The organism is Marinobacter changyiensis (assembly GCF_009193265.1).
GTDB classification, from domain to species: Bacteria; Pseudomonadota; Gammaproteobacteria; order Pseudomonadales; family Oleiphilaceae; genus Marinobacter; species Marinobacter changyiensis.
Map to the genome: position 1 here is coordinate 15367 of NZ_VZZZ01000008.1, position 21127 is coordinate 36493.

A 21127-nucleotide genomic window follows, 5' to 3' on the forward strand; every position below is an offset into this window, starting at 1 on the left:
AGCTTTTTCCGGAGGCGCGCCTTTTTTGTCCTCGCGCTTCCTCTACCGTGTTGAGAACGAGGTTGCATGAACAGTATTTCAAAGCGCATTGCGGATGAACTTGGTGTCCGGGAGCAACAGGTTAACGCGACGGTTGAGCTTCTGGATGGCGGCGCCACGGTGCCTTTTATCGCCCGTTACCGTAAGGAAGTCACCGGCTCACTCGACGATATCCAGCTGCGCGCTCTGGAAGAGCGTTTGCGGTACCTGCGGGAACTGGAAGATCGCCGTGCCACCATTCTCAAGAGCATTGAGGACCAGGGCAAATTGAGTGATGAGCTGCGCGCCTCCATCGAGGCAGCTGATGCCAAGAACCGCCTGGAAGATCTCTACCTCCCGTTCAAGCCCAAGCGCCGCACCAAGGCCCAGATAGCTCGCGAGGCGGGTCTTGAGCCGCTGGCGGATGCGCTGTTTACTGATCCGCGCAACGATCCTGATACCCTGGCTGGTGGCTACCTCAGCGAAGACGCCGGCGTCGCGGACACCAAGGCGGCTCTGGAAGGTGCCCGCTATATCCTGATGGAGCGGTTCGCTGAAGATGCCGAGTTGCTGGGCAGACTGCGGGACTTTATCTGGCAGGAAGCGCAGCTGAAGGTCAGTGTGATCGAGGGCAAGGAAAACGAGGGCGCCAAGTTCCGGGATTATTTTGAGCATGTGGAGCCGTTGAAAAAGGTGCCGTCTCACCGGGCGCTGGCCATCCTGCGCGGTCGTAATGAGGGTATATTGAGCTACGCCCTTGCGGTGGGAGACAGCGAGCAGGACCGCCGTCAGCCCCACCCGGCCGAGCAGCGCATTGCTGCGCACTGGCAGATCCGTGACCAGGGCAGGGCGGCAGACAAGTGGTTATCGGAGGTGGTGCGCTGGACCTGGAGGGTCAAACTCTCTACCCAGATTGAAACCGATCTGATGGCCCAGGTGCGTGAGGCGGCAGAAACCGAGGCGATCAATGTCTTTGCCGCCAACCTGAAAGACTTGCTGTTACTGGCACCGGCAGGTCCGCGCCCGACCCTGGGTCTGGATCCGGGCCTGCGAACCGGGGTCAAGGTAGCGATCATCGATGGCACCGGTCAGGTCGCCGGCCACGGTGCCATTTTCCCCCATGCGCCCAGGAACAACTGGGACGCATCCATTGAGCAGCTCGCAAAATGGAGCCGGGAATACCGCATTGAGCTGGTTGCGATTGGCAACGGCACCGCCTCTCGGGAGACTGAAAAGCTGGTAGCAGATCTCATCAAACGGTATCCGGACCTGAACCTGGCTCGCATTGTCGTCAGCGAGTCGGGCGCCTCGATCTATTCGGCGTCCGAATTCGCTTCCCGTGAGTTGCCTGATCTCGATGTCACCATCCGAGGCGCCGTGTCCATCGCCCGCCGGCTGCAGGATCCGCTGGCTGAAATGGTCAAGATCGAGCCGAAATCCATCGGGGTTGGGCAGTATCAGCACGATGTGTCACAGGTCCAGCTGGCCCGAAGCCTCGATGCCGTAGTGGAAGACTGTGTCAACGGTGTCGGGGTTGACCTCAATACGGCATCCATACCGTTGCTGGCCAGAGTCGCCGGTCTTAACCAGACGCTGGCGGAAAACATCATAGAATTCCGTAACCGCCACGGCGCCTTCCGCAGCCGCAAGCAGCTGCTGGACGTCGCCCGCTTGGGCGCTCGCACATTCGAGCAGGCCGCGGGTTTCCTGCGCATTGCGGACGGTGACAACCCGCTGGACCGCTCCTCGGTGCATCCGGAAGCTTACGGTGTGGTGCAGGCGATCGCCAAAAAGAGCGGGCGGGACATCCGCCAGATTGTCGGGGACTCCGCGTTTCTACGTACCCTGAATGCACAGGATTTTGTCACTGAGCAGTTTGGTCTGCCGACCATTCAGGATATCCTTGCGGAATTGGAAAAGCCCGGACGGGATCCGCGTCCGGAATTTCGTTCTGCCAGTTTCCAGGAAGGGGTGGAAACCCTGAAAGACCTGGAGCTGGGCATGGTGCTTGAAGGCACCGTCACGAACGTGACCAACTTCGGGGCTTTTGTGGATGTCGGTGTGCATCAGGACGGACTTGTCCATATTTCCGCACTGTCTCACGAGTTCATCAAGGACCCCCGTGAGGTGGTAAAGGCGGGTGACATCGTCAAGGTCAAGGTTATGGACGTGGATATTCCTCGCAAGCGCATTGCGCTGACCATGCGGATGGACGATCAGCCCGGGGCACCTGACCAGAAAAGCCAGCGCCAGTCCCGGTCGGGATCGAGTGCCAGGCAGGAGAGTCGACCATCTGGCCCTGCAAAGCAGGACAGCGCGCCCCAGGGCGCTATGGCAGGAGCACTGGCCCAGGCCATGGCATCGGCCCGCAAAGACAAACGCTAGAGCGCTCGTAGGGCTCGGTGTTTCCAGCGACATTCCGGAACGTGGTGCAGACGCCACGCCGGCAGAACAGGAGTGACTCATGGGTGCATCCCGGCAGCAGCTTTTCGGGCAGTTTACGTCGCAACAATGGGACGGCTTCCGGAAGGGTGTCGAAAAAGAAGGGCTGCGGGTGGACCGTAACGGTTTTATCGCGCAGACCCCACACCCGGAAGCCCTCGGGTCCGCGCTCACGCACCCCAGAATCACTACCGATTATTCGGAGTCTCTGCTTGAGCTGATTACGCCGGTGTGCGACAGCACCGAATCCATGCTGGCATCGCTAACCGATATTCACCGGTTCGTGCAATCGTACTTGGGGGATGAGGTGTTCTGGTCGGCCAGCATGCCCTGTGAGCTCAATGGGGATGAGAGTATTCCCATTGCGGAATACGGCACCTCGAATATTGGTCAGCTCAAGCATGTATACCGCCAGGGCCTGGCGGTTCGTTATGGCCGCATGATGCAGAGTATCGCCGGCACCCACTACAATTTGTCGTTTCCCGACAGTTTCTGGCTGAGCTGGCAGGGCGCATTGGGTAATCAGCAAAGCCTGCAGGAGTTCAAGTCGGATCAGTACTTCTGGCTGGTGCGGAACTTTCGCCGCCGCAGCTGGTTGCTGATGTACCTGTTCGGAGCGTCGCCAGCGCTGGATGCCAGTTTTGTAAAGGGCGTGTCCCACGATCTGTCCCGCTTCAATGATACGACCTGGTTCGGCCCGGAGGCGACTTCCCTGCGGATGGGCGATCTCGGCTATCACAACAATGCCCAGTCATCGCTGGATATCTGTTTCAACGAGCTCAGTACCTACACCGATACCCTGGCAAGAGCCATCCACACCCCCTGGCCGCCCTATGAAAAAATCGGAACCCGTCGGGATGGCAAATTTATCCAGATCAACACCAACATCCTGCAGATTGAAAACGAGTACTACAGCGCCGTGCGTCCGAAGCGCACCACCCATGTTGGCGAGAAGCCGATTGAAGCCCTGAGTTCGCGCGGTGTTGAGTACATCGAGGTTCGCTGTCTCGATCTCGATCCGTTTTCGCCGATTGGGGTCAATGAAGCGCAAGTTGATTTCCTCGATCTGTTCCTGCTTGACTGCTTGCTGTCGGACAGTTCCGCAATCGGTGACGATGAATGCAGTCGTCTGGACCGTAACTACAAAGCGGTGATCAAGCACGGTGCCAGGGAGAACCTTGAATTGTCTTTGTGTGACGGGACGACGCCTCTGCGTGAAGCCGGCCAGGAGCTGATGGGCCGTCTGGCTCCGCTGGCAGACCAGTTGGATGGCTGGTCGGGTGGAACCGCTTATCGGCGGGCATTGGCAGCCCAGCAGCTAAAACTGGATGATCACAACGAGATGCCTTCCGTCAAGGTGTTACACGCCATGAAAGACGCAGGTCAGGGGCATCGGGAATGGACATTGGAAATGTCCCGTACCCATCAACAAACACTGAATGCGGAAGGCCTGAGCGAGGCCACAAGGCTGGCTTTTGAACGTATGAGTCAGGAGTCCCTGGCCGAACAAGAAGCTATCGAGCAGGCAGACACTCAATCGTTCGACGCGTTCCTCGCAGATTACCTCGAGGCTTGATAGGGGGTTAGCGTTGAACCACGAAGGTGGTGAATAGCACGTCCTGCACTTCATTGCCCGTTTGCTGGTCTGTCAGCACGTTGTTAATCCGCGCCCGCGCTTCTGCTCTGAGTGCCTCCTGCGCTTGTGTTGAGGCCAGGTTACTGACGTCGGACTGCTCGCCAAACAGCATGACCAGTTCATGGCGCAGACGGGGCATATGGGTTACCAGGGCAGTTTGAGCAGCGTCCGATGACACCCGAAGAGACACATTGGCTTTCAGGTAGGCCAGTGTGCTGGCTGGTTTGCCGATGTGCGTTATGAACGGCTTTCCCATCTCGACATACAGGGTAATGGCGGGCTCCGTCTCGTCTTCCTCGCTTTGTGCCACTTCGGTTGTTGCATCGTTCTCCTCCGCCTGAAGCGTGGCGGCTGGAAGCCATACCAAAAGCAGCAGCAGAACGGTATTCAGGCGCGTGATCAGTAACATCATAGGCTTGAACTTCTTCAGTGTTTGCGGTTAAGTGGGCGGGCACTGGTGGCCTTGCGGATGTTCTGAGAATAACAGGCCCGAGGCCGGGTTGCAGCTTGTACGATGCTCCCTGTTCACCCCCCGTTATCAATGAGGTTACCGTTTGAGCCGCCGAATCGTTTTTTTTCTTGTATTCCTCATCTGCGCCGCCCTGTTGGCAGTGGCTTTCTACATGGAGTACGTCATGAACCTGGAGCCCTGCCCACTGTGTTGGCTGCAGCGCTATGCGTTCATGGCGATAGGTATCGTCAGCCTGATCGGAGCATTGCACAACCCGGCCGGTTGGGGTGGTCGGATCTACGGGCTTTTTCTGGGGCTGTTCTCGGCAACCGGCCTGGCGTTGGCGGGTCGGCAACTATGGTTGCAGTCATTGCCGGAAGATCAGGTTCCTGCGTGTGGTCCGTCCGTTGAGTACATGCTGGATGTGCTGCCCTGGCTGGACGTGCTGAAAACCGCGATCCAGGGGACCGGTGATTGCGCCAAGGTGTTGTGGACGTTTATGGGTTTGAGTATTGCGGGCTGGACCGCGGTGTTCTTCAGTGTTCTGATTGTGCTGGGGCTCGGATTACTGTTCGGTGCCCTGGAGAAGGCCCAGCGTCAGTGATGCGGCGGTTGGCATGTATTAAAAAGTTGGCCTGAGGCCTTTGAGTGGTTGCTGTAAGACCGCGCCATGGGGTAACTTGAACAACGAATAAACGAGAAGCAACCGTGCCAGTCAGGAGGCATCATGTTAGAGAACTGCCACAATGCCAGGGAACGTTGGGGTGGCGTCAGCGATCTGATTGATCGTTGGCTCAAGGATCGTCAACAACTGATTGTTCATTACATGGATATATCAAGTGTAGATGAAGCTGCGCGCGGTGATGCGTCACTGAACGAAAGGTTCACCCAGCTGTGCGAGGTCCTGCTTGATTACGTTTCAGCTGGCCATTTTGAAATCTACGAGCAGCTGATCACCGAGGCTAAAGAATTTGACGACGGGGGCATTGAGCTGGCAGCTAAGGTTTATCCCCGTATTGAGAAGACCACCGAAGTGGCGTTGAACTTCAACGACAAACTGGACGGGGGACAGCTTGATAAAGACAGTCTGGCGAGTTTGTTTGACGAACTGTCCAGGCTGGGCGAAAACCTTGAAACACGGTTTGAGCTTGAAGATTTCCTGATTGAGCATTTGCACACAGTGCACGGCGAGAAAGTGATGTCCTCAGCCTGACCCGGGTTGTGTGTTGCGTCAGTTCACCATTGCTGATGCCAAAAAAAACCGGCGACCCTTAACAGGGATGCGCCGGTTTTTTTTATGAGCGGAAATTTTCCTAGGGGTTAATTTCCAGCAGCTCAACATCAAAAACCAGAGTCTCGTTGGGACCGATGGAGCGGTTACCGCCTGGGCCATAGGCAAGATCGGAAGGAATATAAAGCTTGTAACGGCTGCCTTCAGGCATTAATTGCAAGCCCTCGGTCCAGCCCGGAATCACCTGAGAAAGGCCGAAGGTCACCGGCTCTCCACGCTCGCGGGAACTGTCAAACACTTCACCGTTGAGCAATTCGCCAGTGTAGTGAACCTTTACCTGGTCGCTTGCCGTTGGCTTCTCACCGTCGCCTTCTTCAATAATTTCATATTGCAGGCCGGACTCCGTCGTCATGACCTCCTCCCGCTCAGCATTTTCCGCAAGGAAGGTCTCGCCGGCCGTTTTGTTGGCTTCGGCCATCTTTCCCATATTAGCGGCCTGCTCCTGCTGCATGGTCTGTTGGTACTCCTGCAGGGCGGACTGAATTTCTTCCGGTGTCATTCGGGCTTCCTCACCGCCAGCATGGCCATGCTGGATGCCCTGAAGGAACTGATCCATTTGCAGCTCAGGCAGGTCGTTGCTCATACGCTCGCCCAGGACCAGGCCCATGCCGTAGCTGACTTTCTGGTCAGAGGTCTCCAATAAGGGGTCGGTTGCTGTCTGGGTGCTGGAGTCACTGGAACAGCCCGTGATAATCCCGGCAATAGCAATGGCGAAAAACGTCTTTTTCATGCAAGCGTCCTTAGATAGGTTGGTGGTAATCAGCTGTCGTTTCGGGGCGTGTTGGTGTCCAGGGAGAAAGGTGCTGCATAAGGCGAGCTCCAGTCATCGTCGAAACTGCCATTAGAGGCGGAGGTATCCAGACCCTGATTGGCAGGCTCGACGGCCAAGGCATTCCACGCCCCTTGTTTTGGGGGTTTGTCAGCGTAATGCCAATTGCCCTGCCGGTCTTGCCATTTGAATACGATATCTGGACCCTTTTCGGGCACCGGTGTCGACACGACACCTTCAAAAGACGGTATCGTTTCTGCAAGTTCGGGTGTTTTGTCGCTGGTTTTTGCCTGTCCGTCGGTGTCATTGATGCCAAAAAAGATCAGCGTCAAGAGTAAGCCGAGCGCAGGAAAGGCGAGGCGAATCAGCCACTTAATAATCACAGCGAGCACTCCGCGGGGCGTATGGCATGCCTTGCCAGCAGTTCAGTCAGTGAATCGATCAAACCTCTGGTCTCCTGGTCAATGGCTTGTGCATTCGGTGCTGCAGCGTACAGGTTACACTGAAACAATGTGTAGGCAACCTCTTCGGATGGTGCAAAAGTGTCATTGTCCGGGTTGAGGGCGGTGAACGCCAGTGCCAGTTCCACCCGTTCTGCTTCCAGTTCGGTAGCGGCGAGTTGTTGCCTCAGCTTTGACAACTCGGGTACGTCCTTCGGGAGTTTTTGTCTCATGGATCGCAAGCGTACTGTCATGGTCTCGCGCCATTGACAGAGCTCTTCGGGCTCATCCACATAGGCCTTGCCCAAGGTGCCCAGCCAGCTGGCACACAGAATGCGGGTCACACTCCAGCCTTTGGTCTGCAGCGCCAGACAAAGCGCTTCGGCTTCTGGAACGCGCCAAAAATCAAGGGCGAACTGCCAAAGGGGTGAATCGAGGTTCGCTGAATTTAATGATGGCTGCCCTGTCATTGTCATACCCCGTTGAAACTTCCCTGTTAGAATGCGGCCATGCTAACGATCTCCGAACTCAGTTTACAACGTGGTGGCGTGTGGTTACTAGAACGCGCCAGCATTACCATTCAATCTGGCCAACGGGTCGCGATTGTCGGCGCCAATGGTGCTGGCAAATCAAGCCTGTTTCAGTTGCTGCTGAAGGAGCTGTCGCCGGAAAGTGGCGATATCTCGCTGCCCGGCGGTTGCCGGATAGCGCACATGGCCCAGGAAGTTGCAGCTTCAGAACGCAGCGCCCGTGACTTTGTGCTGGATGGCGATATCGAGTTGCGCCGCCTGGAAGCCGAGCTTGGCGCGGCAGAGGCCCGCGGTGACGATAATGCCCAGGCCAGGATTCACGGTGAGCTGGATATACACGAAGCCTGGTCTGCAGCCCGTCGGGCAGAATCACTGATCCGTGGTCTCGGGTTCTCCGATGCCGATGCGGACCGGCCGGTCTCTGCTTTTTCCGGTGGCTGGCGGATCCGGCTCAACCTTGCCCAGGCCCTGATGCGACCCTCCGATCTGTTGTTGCTGGACGAGCCTACCAACCACCTGGATCTCGATGCTTGCCTGTGGCTGGAGAACTGGTTGCGGCGCTATCCGGGCACGCTGCTTTTTATCTCCCACGACCGGGATTTCATGGATCGGGTGGCAACCCACGTGGTGCATTTTGACCAGCACCGGCTGGATACCTACAGCGGCAATTACTCGGCTTTCGAGCGGCAACGCAGCGAACGGCTGGCCCAGCAGCAGGCGGGATTCGAGAAGCAGCAGGCCGAGATTGCCCAGATCCAGAAGTTTATTGACCGGTTCCGGGCCCAGGCTACCAAAGCCCGGCAGGCCCAGAGCCGGGTGAAAGCACTGGAACGGATGGAGCGAATCGCGCCGGCCCATATTGATTCGCCCTTTCATTTTGAATTTCCGGTGGCGGACAAGGTTTCCAATCCGTTGTTGTCGATCCGCAAAGGTGCGGCGGGTCACGGGGAAACCACCATTCTCGCCGGATTGAACCTGACGTTGCCGCCGGGTAGCCGCATAGGATTACTGGGGCCGAACGGCGCCGGTAAGTCCACCTTGATGGATGCGCTCCGGGGCGAGAGCACGCTCTTGTCCGGTGAGCGCACCACCGGGGAGCATCTGGCGATTGGGTATTTTGCCCAGCATCAGCTGGAATCGCTGGATCTGGACGCCAGCCCGTTTGTTCACCTTCAACGGCTGTCACCGAAAGCTTCTGAGCAGAAAATCCGTAATTTTCTGGGCGGTTTCAATTTCCATGGCGCGGAGGCGTTGTCGAGTATCCGTACCTTCTCTGGCGGAGAGAAGGCCCGGGTCGCGCTTGCTGTTATTGCCTGGCAACGGCCAAACCTGCTGTTGCTGGACGAGCCCACCAACCACCTTGACCTGGAAATGCGCCAGGCCCTGACCATGGCGTTACAAGAGTTCGATGGCGCCATTGTTATCGTCTCCCACGACCGGCACTTGCTGCGCAACACCGTGGATGAGTTCTGGCTGGTCAACGATGGCCGGGTCAAGCCCTACGACGGCGACCTGGAAGATTACGAACGCTGGCTGGCGGATCGTCGTGTCGACGAGTCCGCCGCGCCAAAGCGCCAGCTTCTGGCTCAGGATGGCAGTGCTCAGAGCACCACCGGGGCCCCGGCTGAGAATATGGCAGAGAATGCCGCAGAGAGTGCAGCAGAGAGCGCAGAGGATCGCAAAGCCCGCAAGCGTGCCGAAGCTTCGCTGCGTCAGAGTATCAGCCCGTACCGCAAGCAACAGGCCACGCTGGAAAAAGCGATGGACCGGTTGCAGGTTGAATTGTCGGAGCTGGAGCAATTGATGGCAGATCCGTCGCTTTATGACGATGCCAATAAGGCGAGGATGAAAGACCTGTTGTCTCGTCAGGCCCAGTGCAAAGGCCGGCTTGAGGACGTGGAAGCGGAGTGGCTGGAGGTCAGTCAGAGAGTTGAGGATCTTGAAGCCCAGATGGCGTGATCTCTGGCCGCGTCAGCGCCGGGGCGCCCGCGCTCCTCAGGTGGTGATGGTCAGTTTGAAATTCTGCCGTGCAAGATAGTCTTTCTCGTTCTCCAGGTCAGCCAGGGTCAATGGGCGTTCATTCACCCAGCCTTCGGGAAACCGGATGGTAAGCCGGTTGTCACCGGCCTCCAGTTCAAACTCAGGCGGTGCTTCGTGATTGCGAGGGTGCTGTAACAGCACTGCCAGCCGGGTCAGAACACACAGGTAGGTGAGCCGCGGGATGTCCTCCTGGGTGAGGCCCTCAAAGATGGCGGGTGAAAACTTGCGGCGGTGTCCCCGGACCAGAGTCGCCAGATCGTTCTGGAATTGCTGGCTGAAGCCCGCCAGATCCGAGTACCGTAAAAGATACCCGCCGTGTTTGTGGTACTGACTATGGGATATTGTCAGGCCGATCTCGTGCAAACGGCAGGCCCAGCTCAACACTTCTTCATCCACCGGAGTGCGAATCTTCCAGGCGTCAGCGACCTGCTCGTAAGCTGCCAGGGCGGTTTCCTCTACGGCCCGGGCGTGGCTCTGGTCGACGTGGTACCGCTCCTGGAGTGCCTGAATGGTGCGATCCCGCACATCTTCATGCTGGATGCGGCCCGCAATGTCGTACAGCAAACCTTCCCGCAAGGCGCCGTCGGCATAGGTCAGCTTCTCGATACCCAAGGATTCGAACGCGGCGAGCAAGATCGCAAAACCGGCCGGGAAAATGCTTTGACGATCCGTCCGTATACCCAGCTCGCCGAGGCGTTGAACGGAGCCCATGTCGATCAGGCGCTGGCGCAACTCTCTCATGGCTTTGAGCGTGATGGAGCCATCGGTTAATTTGAGTGCTGACAGTGCGGTGGAAATGGCTTTGATGGAACCGGAGGAGCCGACGGCACTCTGCCAGCCAAGTGCGCGGAAGCGGTGCCGGATATTCAGCAACTCCTGGGCTCCATGGGTGACCGCGCGGTCCATTTGTCGGCGACTAATTTTGCCATCGGGGAAATACGTGTTGCGGAAGGAGACGCAACCCATGTGAAGGCTGTCCAGTTCCTGGGCTTCGAACCGCTCACCGATGATGAACTCGGTGCTGCCGCCGCCGATATCAATGACCAGCCTGCGGCCGGTGTCATCGGACAGCGTGTGAGAGACGCCCAGGTATATCAGGCGTGCCTCTTCCCGGCCCGCGATTATCTCAACCGGATAGCCCAGCACCTGCTCGGCTCGGGCCATGAACTGATGCGCATTGCGGGCGACCCTGAGGGCGTTGGTGCCGACAATTTGCACGGCCTCCGGGGGCATGCCGCTGAGTCTCTGTGCGAAGCGGCCCAGACACAGCAGTCCGCGTTGCTGAGCCTCCTCAGTCAAGTTGTTATTGGCATCCAGGCCCGCGCCAAGCTGGACTTTTTCGCCCATTTTCTCGAGCGTCCGTATTTCGCCATGGACCAGGCGTGCGACCACCATATGGAAGCTGTTCGAGCCCATATCGATAGCGGCAAGCAACTCGGGCGGGGTGGCGGAGGTTGCGACCGTCACGTGTCTTGAATTCCTTCTGTCTGGCCTTATAGTGATTCAGGCGTTCATGGAGGTCCTGACAGACCGGATCAGTCAGGCCCTTCCAGTCCGAAGACAGACCTCGACGGGGCAGCTGACCACGGCAGTCTTCGAAGTCTCGGCCACTATAAGCGAAAAATTGCCGGAATGTCAGCAACGTCGTTTTGTCGATTGAGTCTGGGGCTTGATGCGGCGGTGCGTCGTAAGGAACTGCTTCACAGAGTACGGAGTCTTCGCGTAAAGTATCCGGTATTGATACGGAAACTATCAGGGTGGCGGGCGCAGGCCTGTCACTGGGAAACAGATCCAAGTGCACGCCGGGCCATGTCAGGCCTTGCGATTGCCAGAATCGGGAAAATGTAATGAGCGGAAATATCGTAAACGTGAGTGATGCGTCTTTTGAGCAGGACGTTCTGAAATCCGACACGCCAGTACTGGTCGATTACTGGGCGGAATGGTGCGGTCCGTGCAAGATGATTGCGCCGGTGCTGGAAGAGATCGCTGAAGAATACGAAGGCAAGCTCAAGGTCTGCAAACTCAATATCGATGAGAATGAGCAGACACCTCCCAAGTTCAATATTCGTGGTATTCCCACGCTGATGCTATTCAAGAATGGCAATGTGGATGCGACCAAGGTAGGTGCACTTTCCAAGTCACAGCTGGCTGCGTTCCTGGACAGCAACCTCTGATCGGCTGCGTCCCGAAGCGGGATGCTTCCGATGAAAACGCCGCCCCTGAACTCGTTTCACGGGCGGCTTTTTTAGGACAAGCGTGAGGGCCAGCCGGGCTGCTTACGGCTCAGCTCTCGCGGTCCGAATCCTGATCAAGCCACTGGTCGGCTTGCTGGCGGTCAGAAGCTTTCTGTTCGACCCAGTGTTCCCCCTCAGACATAAGTTCTTTTTTCCAGAAGGGTGCGGAGGTTTTCAGGGCATCCATGATGAACTGGCAGGCCCGGAAACTGTCGCCTCGGTGGGCGCTGGCCACCCCCACAAAGACAATCTGGTCACTCAGTTCAAGGTGTCCGATCCGATGAATTACCCGAGCCTCGCGTATGTCCCAGCGCGCGGTTGCCTGCTGGATGACATCCTCGATGACCGCCTCCGTCATGCCGGGAAAGTGTTCCAGGTAAAGCCCCCGGACATCTGGTTTGTCTCCGCTGTCCCGTACCAGTCCGGTAAACGTCACGATAGCGCCGGTGCCTGCGCCGGAGTCCCGCAGGGCCTGGTACTCGGCAGCCGCGTCAAAGTCTTCTGGTTGTATGGAAACCATGTCAGCCTCCGGTAACAGGGGGAAAAACAGCAACTTCGTCGTTGTTGTTCAATGGCGTGGAGGGGCGTGCCATCGCCTGATTTACCGCAATCATCAGGGGCGTGCCGCCGGTTAGCTGGCTCCATTCTCCCCCGCGCCGGGCCAATGTTTCGAGCACCTGTCCGGCGTTACTCCCGGTAGGCAACTCCATCGAGAGCTGGTCGGTGTCGAGAGCCTCCCTCAATCGGGCAAAGAATCGCACCGAGACGGTGATATTGCTGGCAGTCATGATGGCATTATCCTGTTAATTCGTGAAATCCGAAGAACGTTATCGACGCTCCCGGTGTGACCGTGGTGTTCGCCGGGATCACCGCCAGGCCGTTGGCCCAGCAGGCAGAGCTAAGCACTCCGGAGCTCTGGTTCGGGTATACCGTCACAACGTCCTCGTTATTGAGCCGTTGTTTGCGGGCACGCATGAATTCCTGCCGTACCGATGGCGTCGCCACGGTAAAAGCCGCGGGCAGCCGTTCGCCAAGGGCGGGTGAGGTGAGGTCACCTTGCCGGCGGCGAAGGTAGGGTACGCCCACCATCAGAAACGCCACCAGCACGGCAGCGGGGTTGCCGGGTAATCCCAGTAGCGGTGTGCCGTCCAGCTGCCCGAACGCCAGCGGCTTGCCCGGCTTGATCGCCAGGCGCCACAGTGTCAATTCGCCATTCGCTTCCAGTACCGCCCGAATGTGATCTTCTTCGCCCACCGAAACGCCTCCGCTGGTGACAATCAGATCTGCCTGCTTTGCGGCCTTTTTCAGCGCATCGGCGGTGTCTTTGCGAGTATCCCTGACGGTTTCACACACCACCAGATCACAGCTCATCTGGGCCAACAGACCCCGCAGGGTAGACGCATTGGTGTTATAAATTTGCCCCGGTAGCAAAGGCTGCCCGGGGTCCACCAGTTCGTCGCCGGTGGTCAGTACCGCAACCCGTAATTTTCGATAGACAGGCACCCGGTCAAGCCCCAGTGATGCAATCAGCCCCATTTCCTGAGGCCTGAGGCGCGTGCCTTTGGCCAGAGCCGGGCTTCCTGCCTCCAGATCCTGACCCCGGCGTCTGATATTCTGCGCCGGGGCGGTTTCATCCGGCGCGCGGATGCCCTCCGGTGTGATGGTTACATTCTCTTGCATCACCACGGCGTCAGCGCCCGGCGGGAGGCTGGCGCCGGTGAAAATCCGCGCTGCTGTGCCGGGTTTCAGGGGGGCGGGGTGCTGCCCCGCCGTGACCCGTGCAGACACCGGCAGAGCCATGCCACTGGCAAGGTCTGTACAGCAAAGGGCATAACCGTCCACGGCGCTGTTATCGGCCGGAGGTACATCCGCAGACACCGTCAGGTCCGAGGCCAATACCCGACCGAGTGCTTGTGCAATCAGCACGCTCTCTGTTTCTTCCAGCGGTAACGCGGCGCTCAACAGGTGTTCCAGAGCCCGCTCCAGGGGGATCAGTTCCTCAGCCATCAGAAACGACCTGAGTTGCCAACCCGTTCGTCCAGCCGTTGCACGGGACGTTCAGGCTTGCGCAGGACCAGGTCGCTGAAATTGCAGGGTTCGTGGGTGCAGTCGAGCTGGCTCAGCAAGATGCCTTCCCAGCCGGTACGACACGCCCCGGTCGAGCCCGGCAGGCAGAAGATCACGGTGCAATTGGCCAGACCACCCAAAGCCCGGGATTGGACGGTGGATGAGCCGATATCGGTCACCGAGAGTCGGCGGAATTCTTCCCCAAAGCCATCGATGGTCTTGTCGAACAACGGGCGCACCGCCTCCGGCGTGCTGTCTCGCTCGTGAAAGCCGGTGCCGCCGGTGATCAGAATGCCGTGAATGGCAGGGTCGGCGATCCAGCGGGAGATCAATGCACGAATCAGGTACACATCGTCGGGCAGCAGCCGTCTGGCATAAAGTGTGTGGCCGGCCTTGAGCATTTGATCCTCAAGATACTGGCCGGAAGTATCTTGATCCGGGCCGCGGCTATCGGAAACCGTCAGGAGGGCGAGATTCAGGCGAGTTACGTCGGTGCTAATGGTCATGCCGTTGGTCCACTCTTTTTTGAAAGGGGCGAGAAAGTGTTATCTGCCCAGTATCCTGCCGAAGACGTGCTTTGGGAAGGGCTGGTATTGGGCCGATTTATTGTTATAATGCGCGAAATGTGAATTGTCTGGCTTGACATCCGTCCAGTCCTGTACAACTATCTGCATTCGTTAGGCGAGCTGTTGTTCTCCAGCTAGCGACCCCAAGGTTTAGTTTCTACGAATCAGTAATGTCAACGAATCAGTAATCTGAAGAGAAGCTTGGCCCGGCGCCCGCCAGGTAGTTTCTGTCCCAAACTGAAATAAGCACCTTTAATACTAATACTACATGGCCAGGGCATTGCCCCTGTCTACCCAAACCCTGTCTACTTCCATTCCTGAATATCTAATAACTTATGAATCTTACTGAACTTAAGCAGAAATCCGTACCCGAACTGCTCGACATAGCGCAGGAAATGGGCCTCGACAACCTGGCCCGTTCGCGCAAGCAGGACGTCATTTTCGCGATCCTGAAAAAACATGCGAAAAGCGGCGAAGACATCTACGGCGATGGTGTGCTGGAAATTCTCCAGGACGGCTTCGGCTTCTTGCGTTCCGCTGACGCGTCCTACCTGGCTGGGCCAGACGATATATACGTCTCGCCAAGCCAGATTCGCCGATTCAACCTTCGGACTGGTGACACGGTGGCGGGCAAGATCCGGCCCCCCAAAGATGGCGAGCGCTATTTCGCGTTGTTGAAAGTTAACGAGATTAACTTCGACAAACCCGACAATGCCCGCAACAAGATCCTGTTCGAGAATCTGACCCCGCTATTTCCGGACGAACGTCTTACCCTGGAAGCCGGCAGCGGCAGTACCGAAGACCTCTCGTCCCGGGTACTGGATCTGGTGGCGCCCATCGGCAAGGGCCAGCGCGGCTTGATTGTATCGCCACCGAAGGCTGGTAAGACGGTGCTGATGCAAACCATTGCCCAGTCCATCACCCGCAACAGCCCTGAATGCCATGTCATGGTGTTGTTGATCGATGAGCGCCCGGAAGAAGTTACCGAGATGCAGCGCACCGTGCGCGGCGAGGTTATCGCCTCCACCTTTGACGAGCCTCCTGCCCGCCATGTGCAGGTAGCTGAAATGGTGATCGAGAAAGCCAAGCGGTTGGTGGAGCACAAGAAAGATGTGGTCATCCTGCTGGACTCCATCACCCGCCTTGCCCGGGCTTACAACACGGTGATTCCGTCTTCCGGTAAAGTACTGACCGGTGGTGTGGATGCCCATGCTCTTGAAAAGCCCAAGCGTTTCTTCGGCGCGGCCCGGAATGTGGAAGAGGGCGGCAGCCTGACCATCCTGGCAACGGCTCTGGTGGATACCGGTTCGAAAATGGACGAGGTGATCTACGAGGAGTTCAAGGGTACCGGTAATATGGAAGTTCATCTGGACCGCAAGATTGCCGAGAAGCGGGTTTATCCGTCTATCAACATTCGCCGCTCAGGTACCCGCCGGGAAGATCTGCTGATGGCAGAAGCGGATATCCAGCGCGTGTGGATTCTGCGCAAGCTGCTGCACTCCATGGATGACGACACCGCATCGCTGGAGTTTCTGCTGGATAAGTTGCGCGAAACCAAGACCAACGATGAGTTCTTCCAGTCGATGAAGCGTCGTTAATCGACTGCTTTCATCGGGTTGAACCTGTCAGGCGGGGCTTCTCTGAAGCCCCGCCTGAATCCGCTTTGCCAGTACCCTCGTAAACGTCTTCCTGACACGCCACCACGGGGCACCCCATGAAATACAACGATCTGCGTGATTTTATCGACCAGCTGGAAAAGCAGGGCGAGCTCAAGCGTATTACCGTGGAAGTTGACCCCTATCTGGAAATGACGGAGATCTGCGATCGCACCCTCCGCGCCGGTGGGCCGGCCTTGTTATTCGAGCGCCCGAAAGGCTATTCCATGCCGGTATTGGCCAATCTGTTTGGCACGCCCAAGCGTGTTGCCATGGGGATGGGCCAGGATGATGTCGCGAGTTTGCGGGATGTGGGCAAGCTGCTGGCCTTCCTGAAAGAACCGGATCCCCCGAAAGGGTTCCGGGATGCACTGGAGAAATTACCGGTGTTTCGCCAGGTCATGAAGATGAGTCCGAAAATTTTACGATCGGCGCCTTGTCAGGACGTGGTGTACGGGAAAGACGAGGTCGACCTCAACCGGATTCCTGTCCAGCATTGCTGGCCAGGGGACGCCGGTCCGCTGGTGACCTGGCCTCTGGTGATAACCCGAGGTCCCCACAAAGAACGCCAGAACCTGGGTATCTACCGCCAGCAACTGATTGGCAAAAACCGGCTGATCATGCGCTGGCTGAGTCATCGGGGTGGAGCGCTGGACTTTCTGGAGTGGCAGAAGGCCCATCCGGGTGAGCCGTTTCCAGTGGCGGTTGCCCTGGGTGCTGACCCGGCGACTATTCTCGGGGCAGTGACGCCGGTTCCGGACTCCCTGTCTGAATACGCCTTCGCCGGCCTGCTGCGAGGCGCGCGAACCGAGCTGGTCAAAGCTCATTTGAGTGAACTTCAGGTGCCAGCCAGTGCCGAAATTATTCTTGAGGGTTTTATTTACCCCGACGACACGGCACCGGAAGGGCCGTTTGGTGACCACACGGGTTATTACAACGAAGTGGAGCAGTTTCCGGTGTTCACCGTGGAGCGCCTGACTCATCGCCGTGATCCGATTTACCACAGTACCTACACCGGCCGTCCGCCGGATGAGCCGGCAATTCTCGGGGTGGCGCTGAACGAAGTCTTCATTCCCATTCTGCAGAAGCAGTATCCGGAGATTGTCGATTTTTATCTGCCCCCTGAGGGCTGCTCCTATCGGCTGGCCATCGTCACCATCAAAAAGCAGTACCCGGGCCACGCCAAGCGGGTGATGATGGGTGTATGGTCGTTTTTAAGGCAGTTCATGTACACCAAGTTTGTGATCGTGACAGACGACGATGTGAACGCCCGCGACTGGAAAGACGTCATCTGGGCGATAACCACCCGGATGGACCCGGCGAGGGACACGACGCTGGTGGAGAACACACCAATCGACTACCTGGATTTCGCCTCGCCGGTGGCCGGGCTGGGCTCCAAGATGGGTCTCGACGCCACCAGCAAGTGGCCCGGCGAAACCACCCGGGAGTGGGGCACACCGATCACCATGTCGGATGAGGTGCGCCAACGGGTGGATGAGATCTGGCAGAGCCTGGGGATTGAAACCGATGCTGGTGGCCCCGATTGACGTCAGTGCCCGGGGAAGGGCCGGAGGCGTCCGGGGACGATAGCCCGGAGTGCCCCGTGACCTTGCGGCCGTCCGGCCTGGTTTTCATTGCCAGAGCGGACGAAGACCTGCTGTCTGCCGCCGCCCGTTCCGGCATCGCGGTGCCATCCGCTTGCCGCAACGGGGTTTGTGAACTGTGTGAGGCAACCCTGTTGGTGGGGCCGGCTTTGAATACCCGTAGCCAACAGACTGTATCTGAGACCGGGCGTCTGGTGCTTTGCCGCACCTTGGCGCTTGGCCCCCTGGAATTGGAGATTGGAAGCGTTATGGCAGCTGGAGAGAATACCGCCCGGAAGTTTCAAGCGAACGTCGTGGATGTCCGTCCCATCAGTCATGATGTGTTCCGGGTTGAGTTGCAGCTCCCCCGTCGTCGGGAGTTGTCGTTCCATGCCGGTCAGTATTTGTCGATTATCCTGCCGGACACAGATCCCTGCTATTTTTCGGTCGCCAGCAGCCCGCTGGAGCAGAACCTGGAGTTGCATATTCAAGCGTCGCCGGACTGGGTGTCAGCCCAGAAGGTGATCGATGCCATCAAGTCCGGATCATCGATCACTCTGGATATGCCTCACGGCGGTGCGTGTCTCGCGGCAGCTCCCGTCAAACCCTTGGTGATGGTGGCGGCGGGCACGGGGTTTGCCCAGATGAAAAGTATGGTGGACTACCTGCAAACCACAGATTACAGGCAGCCAGTAAAGTTGTTTTGGGGCGTGCGACGTCATGAGGATATGTATCTGCGTTCGTTAGCGCAGCAGTGGCATGAGCAATGGCCGCCGTTCACTTTTTTGCCAGTGGTCGGGGATAATGAGGACAACGACTGGAGTGGTCACCATGACCAACTGGTGCGGGCGGTGCTGGCGACAGGACAGGATTGGAGCCACGTCCAGGTGATGGCCAGCGGATCACCGGTGATGGTTTATACCCTCATGGATGCCTTGCTGGCGGCCGGCTTGCCGGAGGATGCCTTTTTCTCTGATGTGCTGGAGTACGCGCCCCGGAAATAAGCCCGCCCCATAGAGCGGGCGCCCTCGCACCGACTGCCATCGCGGGCTGCTCAGGCCTTGGGCATTGGCAAGTCCGGCAGCCCGCTGTCTCTGACCAGCCCCTGCATAAGCAGTTTCATGCTGGTTTCATCTTCTCCCATATGGGCATTCAGCCGACTCAGTTCCGCCATTGTTTCCCGGCTGCGCCTGAGTCGCAGGCTGGTATCGAAATACTCCCGGGCCTTGCCCCAGAGCTCATTACGGAGACTGAGTCGCCCCAGCGCCAACAACAGCTCAGGATTGTTGGGGCGGTCCTTTAGCCAGCGTTCAGCGATCAGCAACTGCTCATCGGGCTTCAGACCCTTGAGGCGTCCATAAAGATTGACCAGCTCGTCGCTCCAGTGATTTTTCAATACCTTGCGGAGCAGTGTCTCTGCCTGGGCTTCATCTCCCAATGCCGCAAGCAGTCGGGCGTATTCGTGGATGCTATGCTCGTCTCGCCTGACAGAACCCGGCAGTTCATCCCACAGTTTGGTGAGTGGCTCAAGGGAGGCATTGCCGCTCTCGGACTGCCGCCTGCAGTCTTCAGCCGCACGCAAAAGCAGATTCTGCCAGGTCGTACGTTCGAGCTGGTTAAGCTCTTCTTTGGGAATCAGGTCCCGTTTGCGCAGTTCCGGAAGTAATTTGGACAGCTCCCGCCAGTCTTCCAGCCGGACATAGGTGTTCTTCAGAAGTTTGAGCACAAAAGGATGGTGGGGTGCCCGCTTTCGCAAGCGAATCAGCGTCGCCAACGCCGGCTCCAGACGGTTACCTGCCAACTGCAGCTGGGCCTGGGTAATTCCGACGGCCATGTCGGAGCCGGGGGTGCTTTCGAAGGCCTTGCGCAGCAATTCATCAACCGCTTCGTGTTGACCGGACTCAAACGCTGCCTGGGCCGCCGCAAGATAATTGATCAGGGGGGTGTCGGCCTTGCTGGCGGATGCCTCCAGCAGTTTACGAGCCCGGGGCCAGTTGCCTTCTGCCAGCGCCAGCAGACCCTGGGTGGTACGGCGCCGCGCGCGCCGCTCGTTGCCGCGGGCGATCCACTTGGACATCACGCCCGCACCCCGCGAGACGCGGCGGATCAAACCCACCGTCAGCAAAATTGCGCCCACCAGAATGGTCAGAGCCAGCAGGCCAATCCAGAAGTTGGTTTCCACCAGGTAGTTGCCCAGGCTGATGCGAATATAGCCCAGGTCGTATTGCAGCCCCATGCTGAGACCGGCCCCAATCAGCAGGGCAATAAGGACTATCAGTAGCAGCCGGATCATGACGCTTCATCCCGGGCTGGCGTCTTGCTCTCCGGTTCGCCGGTTCTGCCGGCGATGCGTGCTTTGAGCAGAGCCAGCGACTGGCTGATGTCGGGCAGGTCCGGGTCGATCGCTTTGCCCTTGAGCTCCTCTAATGAATCTTTCAAACCACTGATGCGATCGTCGCTGCCGTCATACCAGTCGGTCAGCGCGGTTATGGCCTTGCTGAGAGCACGGTCGTACAGCGTCTGGTTACCCCGAAGTACGGCGAGTTCGGCTTCTTCCAGCATCAGTTGCATGTTCAGTCGGGCATAGGCGCTCTGGTCTGGGGACAGCAGTGGTTTGATCGTTTCATCCATCCGTCGGACCACAATGACGTCGTTCAGGGTGTCCCGGGTTTGCTGCCACGCTCGCTGTAAAGGGTTGCCGGTGGCCTCTTCCTGAACGTCGTCGTCACTGGCCGGCGCGAGAGGAGTATTGCCTGCCAGAGCACTGTCGGTGAGTTCGTGAACACTGGAAATAGCGGCTTCGAGCTGCAGGTAAAGACCTGTACGATCAACCCCAGTGATGCCACGAAGCGCCAGAATTTCTTTCGCGAGTTGCTCCCTGACCGGGTAAACCCCGACATCGTCTGTTTCGGTGAGAACTTCATCGGCTGAGCGCAGAGCCGCGAGGGCACCTTTGAAATCTTTTTCGATCAGCAGCCGCTGGTTGGCAACACGCAGCAGATACTCGGCCTCGGCCAGTAACCAGTCAGTGCGGGTGCGGTTGCCCGCTTCCAGCATCTCCCGCGCGTTGTGGTCAATCTGGCGTTGCTGGGTGGCGAGCTGTTCCCGCTGGGATTCGAGTACCTCCTCCATGGCCTGGATCCGCTGCGCCTGCTGGCCATCGGTCTGGCTGTAGAGGCGCTCCAGTCGCTCGGTATTGTTATCCACTGAGGCAACGCTTTCTTGCAGCGCCTGCTGGGTTTGCCATTGTTGCCAGCTCCAGAGTGCCAGCACCAGGGTGAGGATCAGAGCTACCGCTACTGTCAGCCAGAGGGGCCAGAGGCGGGGGCGCGCAGGCCAGGATTTTTCTACCGTGGCGGGCAGTTGAGCTTTTGAGTCAGTCACAGGCGTCCTTACTGGGCTGTT

The 21127-nt window shown here is 58.2% G+C and carries 20 protein-coding genes; 9 read left to right on the forward strand and 11 right to left on the reverse strand.

The genetic code is table 11. The features are described 5' to 3' along the window. The first annotated feature begins 66 nt into the window (after positions 1-66). Together F6Y09_RS18825 and gshA are read left to right on the forward strand one after the other, a co-directional pair. The gene (locus F6Y09_RS18825; RefSeq protein ID WP_152208498.1) at positions 67-2403 is read left to right on the forward strand and encodes a Tex family protein; all 2337 of its coding nucleotides are present in this window, start codon (positions 67-69) and stop codon (positions 2401-2403) included. A gap of 79 nt (positions 2404-2482) precedes the next feature. Next, a complete protein-coding gene (gene gshA / locus F6Y09_RS18830) occupies positions 2483-4036 on the forward strand; it encodes a glutamate--cysteine ligase (RefSeq protein WP_152208499.1) in 1554 nt (517 codons plus the stop codon). 7 nt (positions 4037-4043) lie between these two features. Here the strand turns inward: gshA and F6Y09_RS18835 are convergent, their stop codons facing one another. Continuing rightward, positions 4044-4508 carry a flagellar basal body-associated FliL family protein gene (locus tag F6Y09_RS18835; protein WP_246180603.1) on the reverse strand — a complete coding sequence of 155 codons (465 nt, stop codon included), beginning with the start codon at positions 4506-4508 and terminating at the stop codon, positions 4044-4046. Between the two features lie 142 nt (positions 4509-4650). Here F6Y09_RS18835 and F6Y09_RS18840 point away from each other — a divergent pair, with 142 nt between their 5' ends. Next, complete coding sequence (locus F6Y09_RS18840) at positions 4651-5151, forward strand: disulfide bond formation protein B (RefSeq protein WP_152208500.1); 501 nt, start codon at positions 4651-4653, stop codon at positions 5149-5151. 123 nt (positions 5152-5274) lie between these two features. After that, positions 5275-5760, forward strand: coding sequence for a sigma D regulator (gene rsd, locus F6Y09_RS18845; protein WP_152208501.1), 486 nt, complete (start codon positions 5275-5277; stop codon positions 5758-5760). Positions 5761-5860: 100 nt separating this feature from the next. On the opposite strand, the gene bamJ is transcribed toward rsd, so the two are convergent. From bamJ to F6Y09_RS18860, 3 genes are read right to left on the reverse strand one after another with little or no spacing between them, the layout of a single operon-like run. Next, the gene (bamJ, locus tag F6Y09_RS18850; RefSeq protein ID WP_152208502.1) at positions 5861-6568 is read right to left on the reverse strand and encodes a BamJ family beta-barrel-assembly machinery protein; all 708 of its coding nucleotides are present in this window, start codon (positions 6566-6568) and stop codon (positions 5861-5863) included. Positions 6569-6597: 29 nt separating this feature from the next. Further along, positions 6598-6990, reverse strand: coding sequence for a DUF4124 domain-containing protein (locus F6Y09_RS18855; protein ID WP_152208503.1), 393 nt, complete (start codon positions 6988-6990; stop codon positions 6598-6600). Beyond that, positions 6987-7517: a DUF2390 domain-containing protein gene (locus F6Y09_RS18860; RefSeq protein WP_179959470.1), complete on the reverse strand. Its 531-nt coding sequence runs from the start codon at positions 7515-7517 to the stop codon at positions 6987-6989. Before F6Y09_RS18860 ends, F6Y09_RS18855 begins: the two co-directional genes overlap by 4 nt. Before the next feature lie 39 nt (positions 7518-7556). Here F6Y09_RS18860 and F6Y09_RS18865 point away from each other — a divergent pair, with 39 nt between their 5' ends. Continuing rightward, a complete protein-coding gene (locus F6Y09_RS18865) occupies positions 7557-9536 on the forward strand; it encodes an ATP-binding cassette domain-containing protein (protein WP_152208505.1) in 1980 nt (659 codons plus the stop codon). Between the two features lie 36 nt (positions 9537-9572). Here F6Y09_RS18865 and ppx read toward each other — a convergent pair whose 3' ends face one another. Next, the gene (ppx, locus tag F6Y09_RS18870) at positions 9573-11084 is read right to left on the reverse strand and encodes an exopolyphosphatase (RefSeq protein WP_281348232.1); all 1512 of its coding nucleotides are present in this window, start codon (positions 11082-11084) and stop codon (positions 9573-9575) included. A gap of 380 nt (positions 11085-11464) precedes the next feature. Here ppx and trxA point away from each other — a divergent pair, with 380 nt between their 5' ends. Then, the gene (gene trxA, locus F6Y09_RS18875) at positions 11465-11791 is read left to right on the forward strand and encodes a thioredoxin TrxA (protein ID WP_152208506.1); all 327 of its coding nucleotides are present in this window, start codon (positions 11465-11467) and stop codon (positions 11789-11791) included. Between the two features lie 109 nt (positions 11792-11900). On the opposite strand, the gene F6Y09_RS18880 is transcribed toward trxA, so the two are convergent. From F6Y09_RS18880 to moaB, 4 genes are read right to left on the reverse strand one after another with little or no spacing between them, the layout of a single operon-like run. Beyond that, positions 11901-12371: a molybdenum cofactor biosynthesis protein MoaE gene (locus tag F6Y09_RS18880; protein WP_152208507.1), complete on the reverse strand. Its 471-nt coding sequence runs from the start codon at positions 12369-12371 to the stop codon at positions 11901-11903. Position 12372: 1 nt separating this feature from the next. Further along, the gene (moaD, locus tag F6Y09_RS18885) at positions 12373-12639 is read right to left on the reverse strand and encodes a molybdopterin converting factor subunit 1 (protein WP_152208508.1); all 267 of its coding nucleotides are present in this window, start codon (positions 12637-12639) and stop codon (positions 12373-12375) included. Between the two features lie 7 nt (positions 12640-12646). Beyond that, positions 12647-13861, reverse strand: coding sequence for a molybdopterin molybdotransferase MoeA (locus F6Y09_RS18890; protein WP_152208509.1), 1215 nt, complete (start codon positions 13859-13861; stop codon positions 12647-12649). Continuing rightward, positions 13858-14424, reverse strand: coding sequence for a molybdenum cofactor biosynthesis protein B (gene moaB / locus F6Y09_RS18895; protein ID WP_152208510.1), 567 nt, complete (start codon positions 14422-14424; stop codon positions 13858-13860). Before moaB ends, F6Y09_RS18890 begins: the two co-directional genes overlap by 4 nt. Before the next feature lie 395 nt (positions 14425-14819). Between moaB and rho the strand changes: the two genes are divergently transcribed. From rho to F6Y09_RS18910, 3 genes are all read left to right on the forward strand, one after another. Continuing rightward, a complete protein-coding gene (gene rho, locus F6Y09_RS18900; protein WP_152208511.1) occupies positions 14820-16082 on the forward strand; it encodes a transcription termination factor Rho in 1263 nt (420 codons plus the stop codon). A gap of 116 nt (positions 16083-16198) precedes the next feature. Then, positions 16199-17686: a 4-hydroxy-3-polyprenylbenzoate decarboxylase gene (ubiD, locus tag F6Y09_RS18905; protein WP_152208512.1), complete on the forward strand. Its 1488-nt coding sequence runs from the start codon at positions 16199-16201 to the stop codon at positions 17684-17686. A 56-nt stretch (positions 17687-17742) separates the two neighbouring features. After that, a complete protein-coding gene (locus F6Y09_RS18910) occupies positions 17743-18726 on the forward strand; it encodes a 2Fe-2S iron-sulfur cluster-binding protein (RefSeq protein WP_152208513.1) in 984 nt (327 codons plus the stop codon). 50 nt (positions 18727-18776) lie between these two features. Here F6Y09_RS18910 and F6Y09_RS18915 read toward each other — a convergent pair whose 3' ends face one another. Together F6Y09_RS18915 and F6Y09_RS18920 are read right to left on the reverse strand one after the other, a co-directional pair. After that, positions 18777-20015, reverse strand: a complete 1239-nt coding sequence (locus tag F6Y09_RS18915; protein ID WP_152208514.1) for a heme biosynthesis HemY N-terminal domain-containing protein — start codon at positions 20013-20015, stop codon at positions 18777-18779. Then, positions 20012-21106 carry a uroporphyrinogen-III C-methyltransferase gene (locus tag F6Y09_RS18920; protein ID WP_152208515.1) on the reverse strand — a complete coding sequence of 365 codons (1095 nt, stop codon included), beginning with the start codon at positions 21104-21106 and terminating at the stop codon, positions 20012-20014. The genes F6Y09_RS18915 and F6Y09_RS18920 overlap by 4 nt, the downstream gene beginning before the upstream one ends. Positions 21107-21127 lie beyond the last annotated feature (21 nt).

Coding starts and splice junctions, on each gene's coding strand:
- F6Y09_RS18835 (WP_246180603.1), bottom strand. CDS start 4,508: ATGATGTTACTGATCACGCGCCTGAATACCGTTCTGCTGCTGCTTTTG.
- bamJ (WP_152208502.1), bottom strand. CDS start 6,568: ATGAAAAAGACGTTTTTCGCCATTGCTATTGCCGGGATTATCACGGGC.
- moaD (WP_152208508.1), bottom strand. CDS start 12,639: ATGACTGCCAGCAATATCACCGTCTCGGTGCGATTCTTTGCCCGATTG.
- F6Y09_RS18880 (WP_152208507.1), bottom strand. CDS start 12,371: ATGGTTTCCATACAACCAGAAGACTTTGACGCGGCTGCCGAGTACCAG.
- trxA (WP_152208506.1), top strand. CDS start 11,465: ATGAGCGGAAATATCGTAAACGTGAGTGATGCGTCTTTTGAGCAGGAC.
- F6Y09_RS18915 (WP_152208514.1), bottom strand. CDS start 20,015: ATGATCCGGCTGCTACTGATAGTCCTTATTGCCCTGCTGATTGGGGCC.
- F6Y09_RS18825 (WP_152208498.1), top strand. CDS start 67: ATGAACAGTATTTCAAAGCGCATTGCGGATGAACTTGGTGTCCGGGAG.
- F6Y09_RS18865 (WP_152208505.1), top strand. CDS start 7,557: ATGCTAACGATCTCCGAACTCAGTTTACAACGTGGTGGCGTGTGGTTA.
- F6Y09_RS18860 (WP_179959470.1), bottom strand. CDS start 7,517: ATGACAGGGCAGCCATCATTAAATTCAGCGAACCTCGATTCACCCCTT.
- ubiD (WP_152208512.1), top strand. CDS start 16,199: ATGAAATACAACGATCTGCGTGATTTTATCGACCAGCTGGAAAAGCAG.
- moaB (WP_152208510.1), bottom strand. CDS start 14,424: ATGACCATTAGCACCGACGTAACTCGCCTGAATCTCGCCCTCCTGACG.
- rsd (WP_152208501.1), top strand. CDS start 5,275: ATGTTAGAGAACTGCCACAATGCCAGGGAACGTTGGGGTGGCGTCAGC.
- rho (WP_152208511.1), top strand. CDS start 14,820: ATGAATCTTACTGAACTTAAGCAGAAATCCGTACCCGAACTGCTCGAC.
- gshA (WP_152208499.1), top strand. CDS start 2,483: ATGGGTGCATCCCGGCAGCAGCTTTTCGGGCAGTTTACGTCGCAACAA.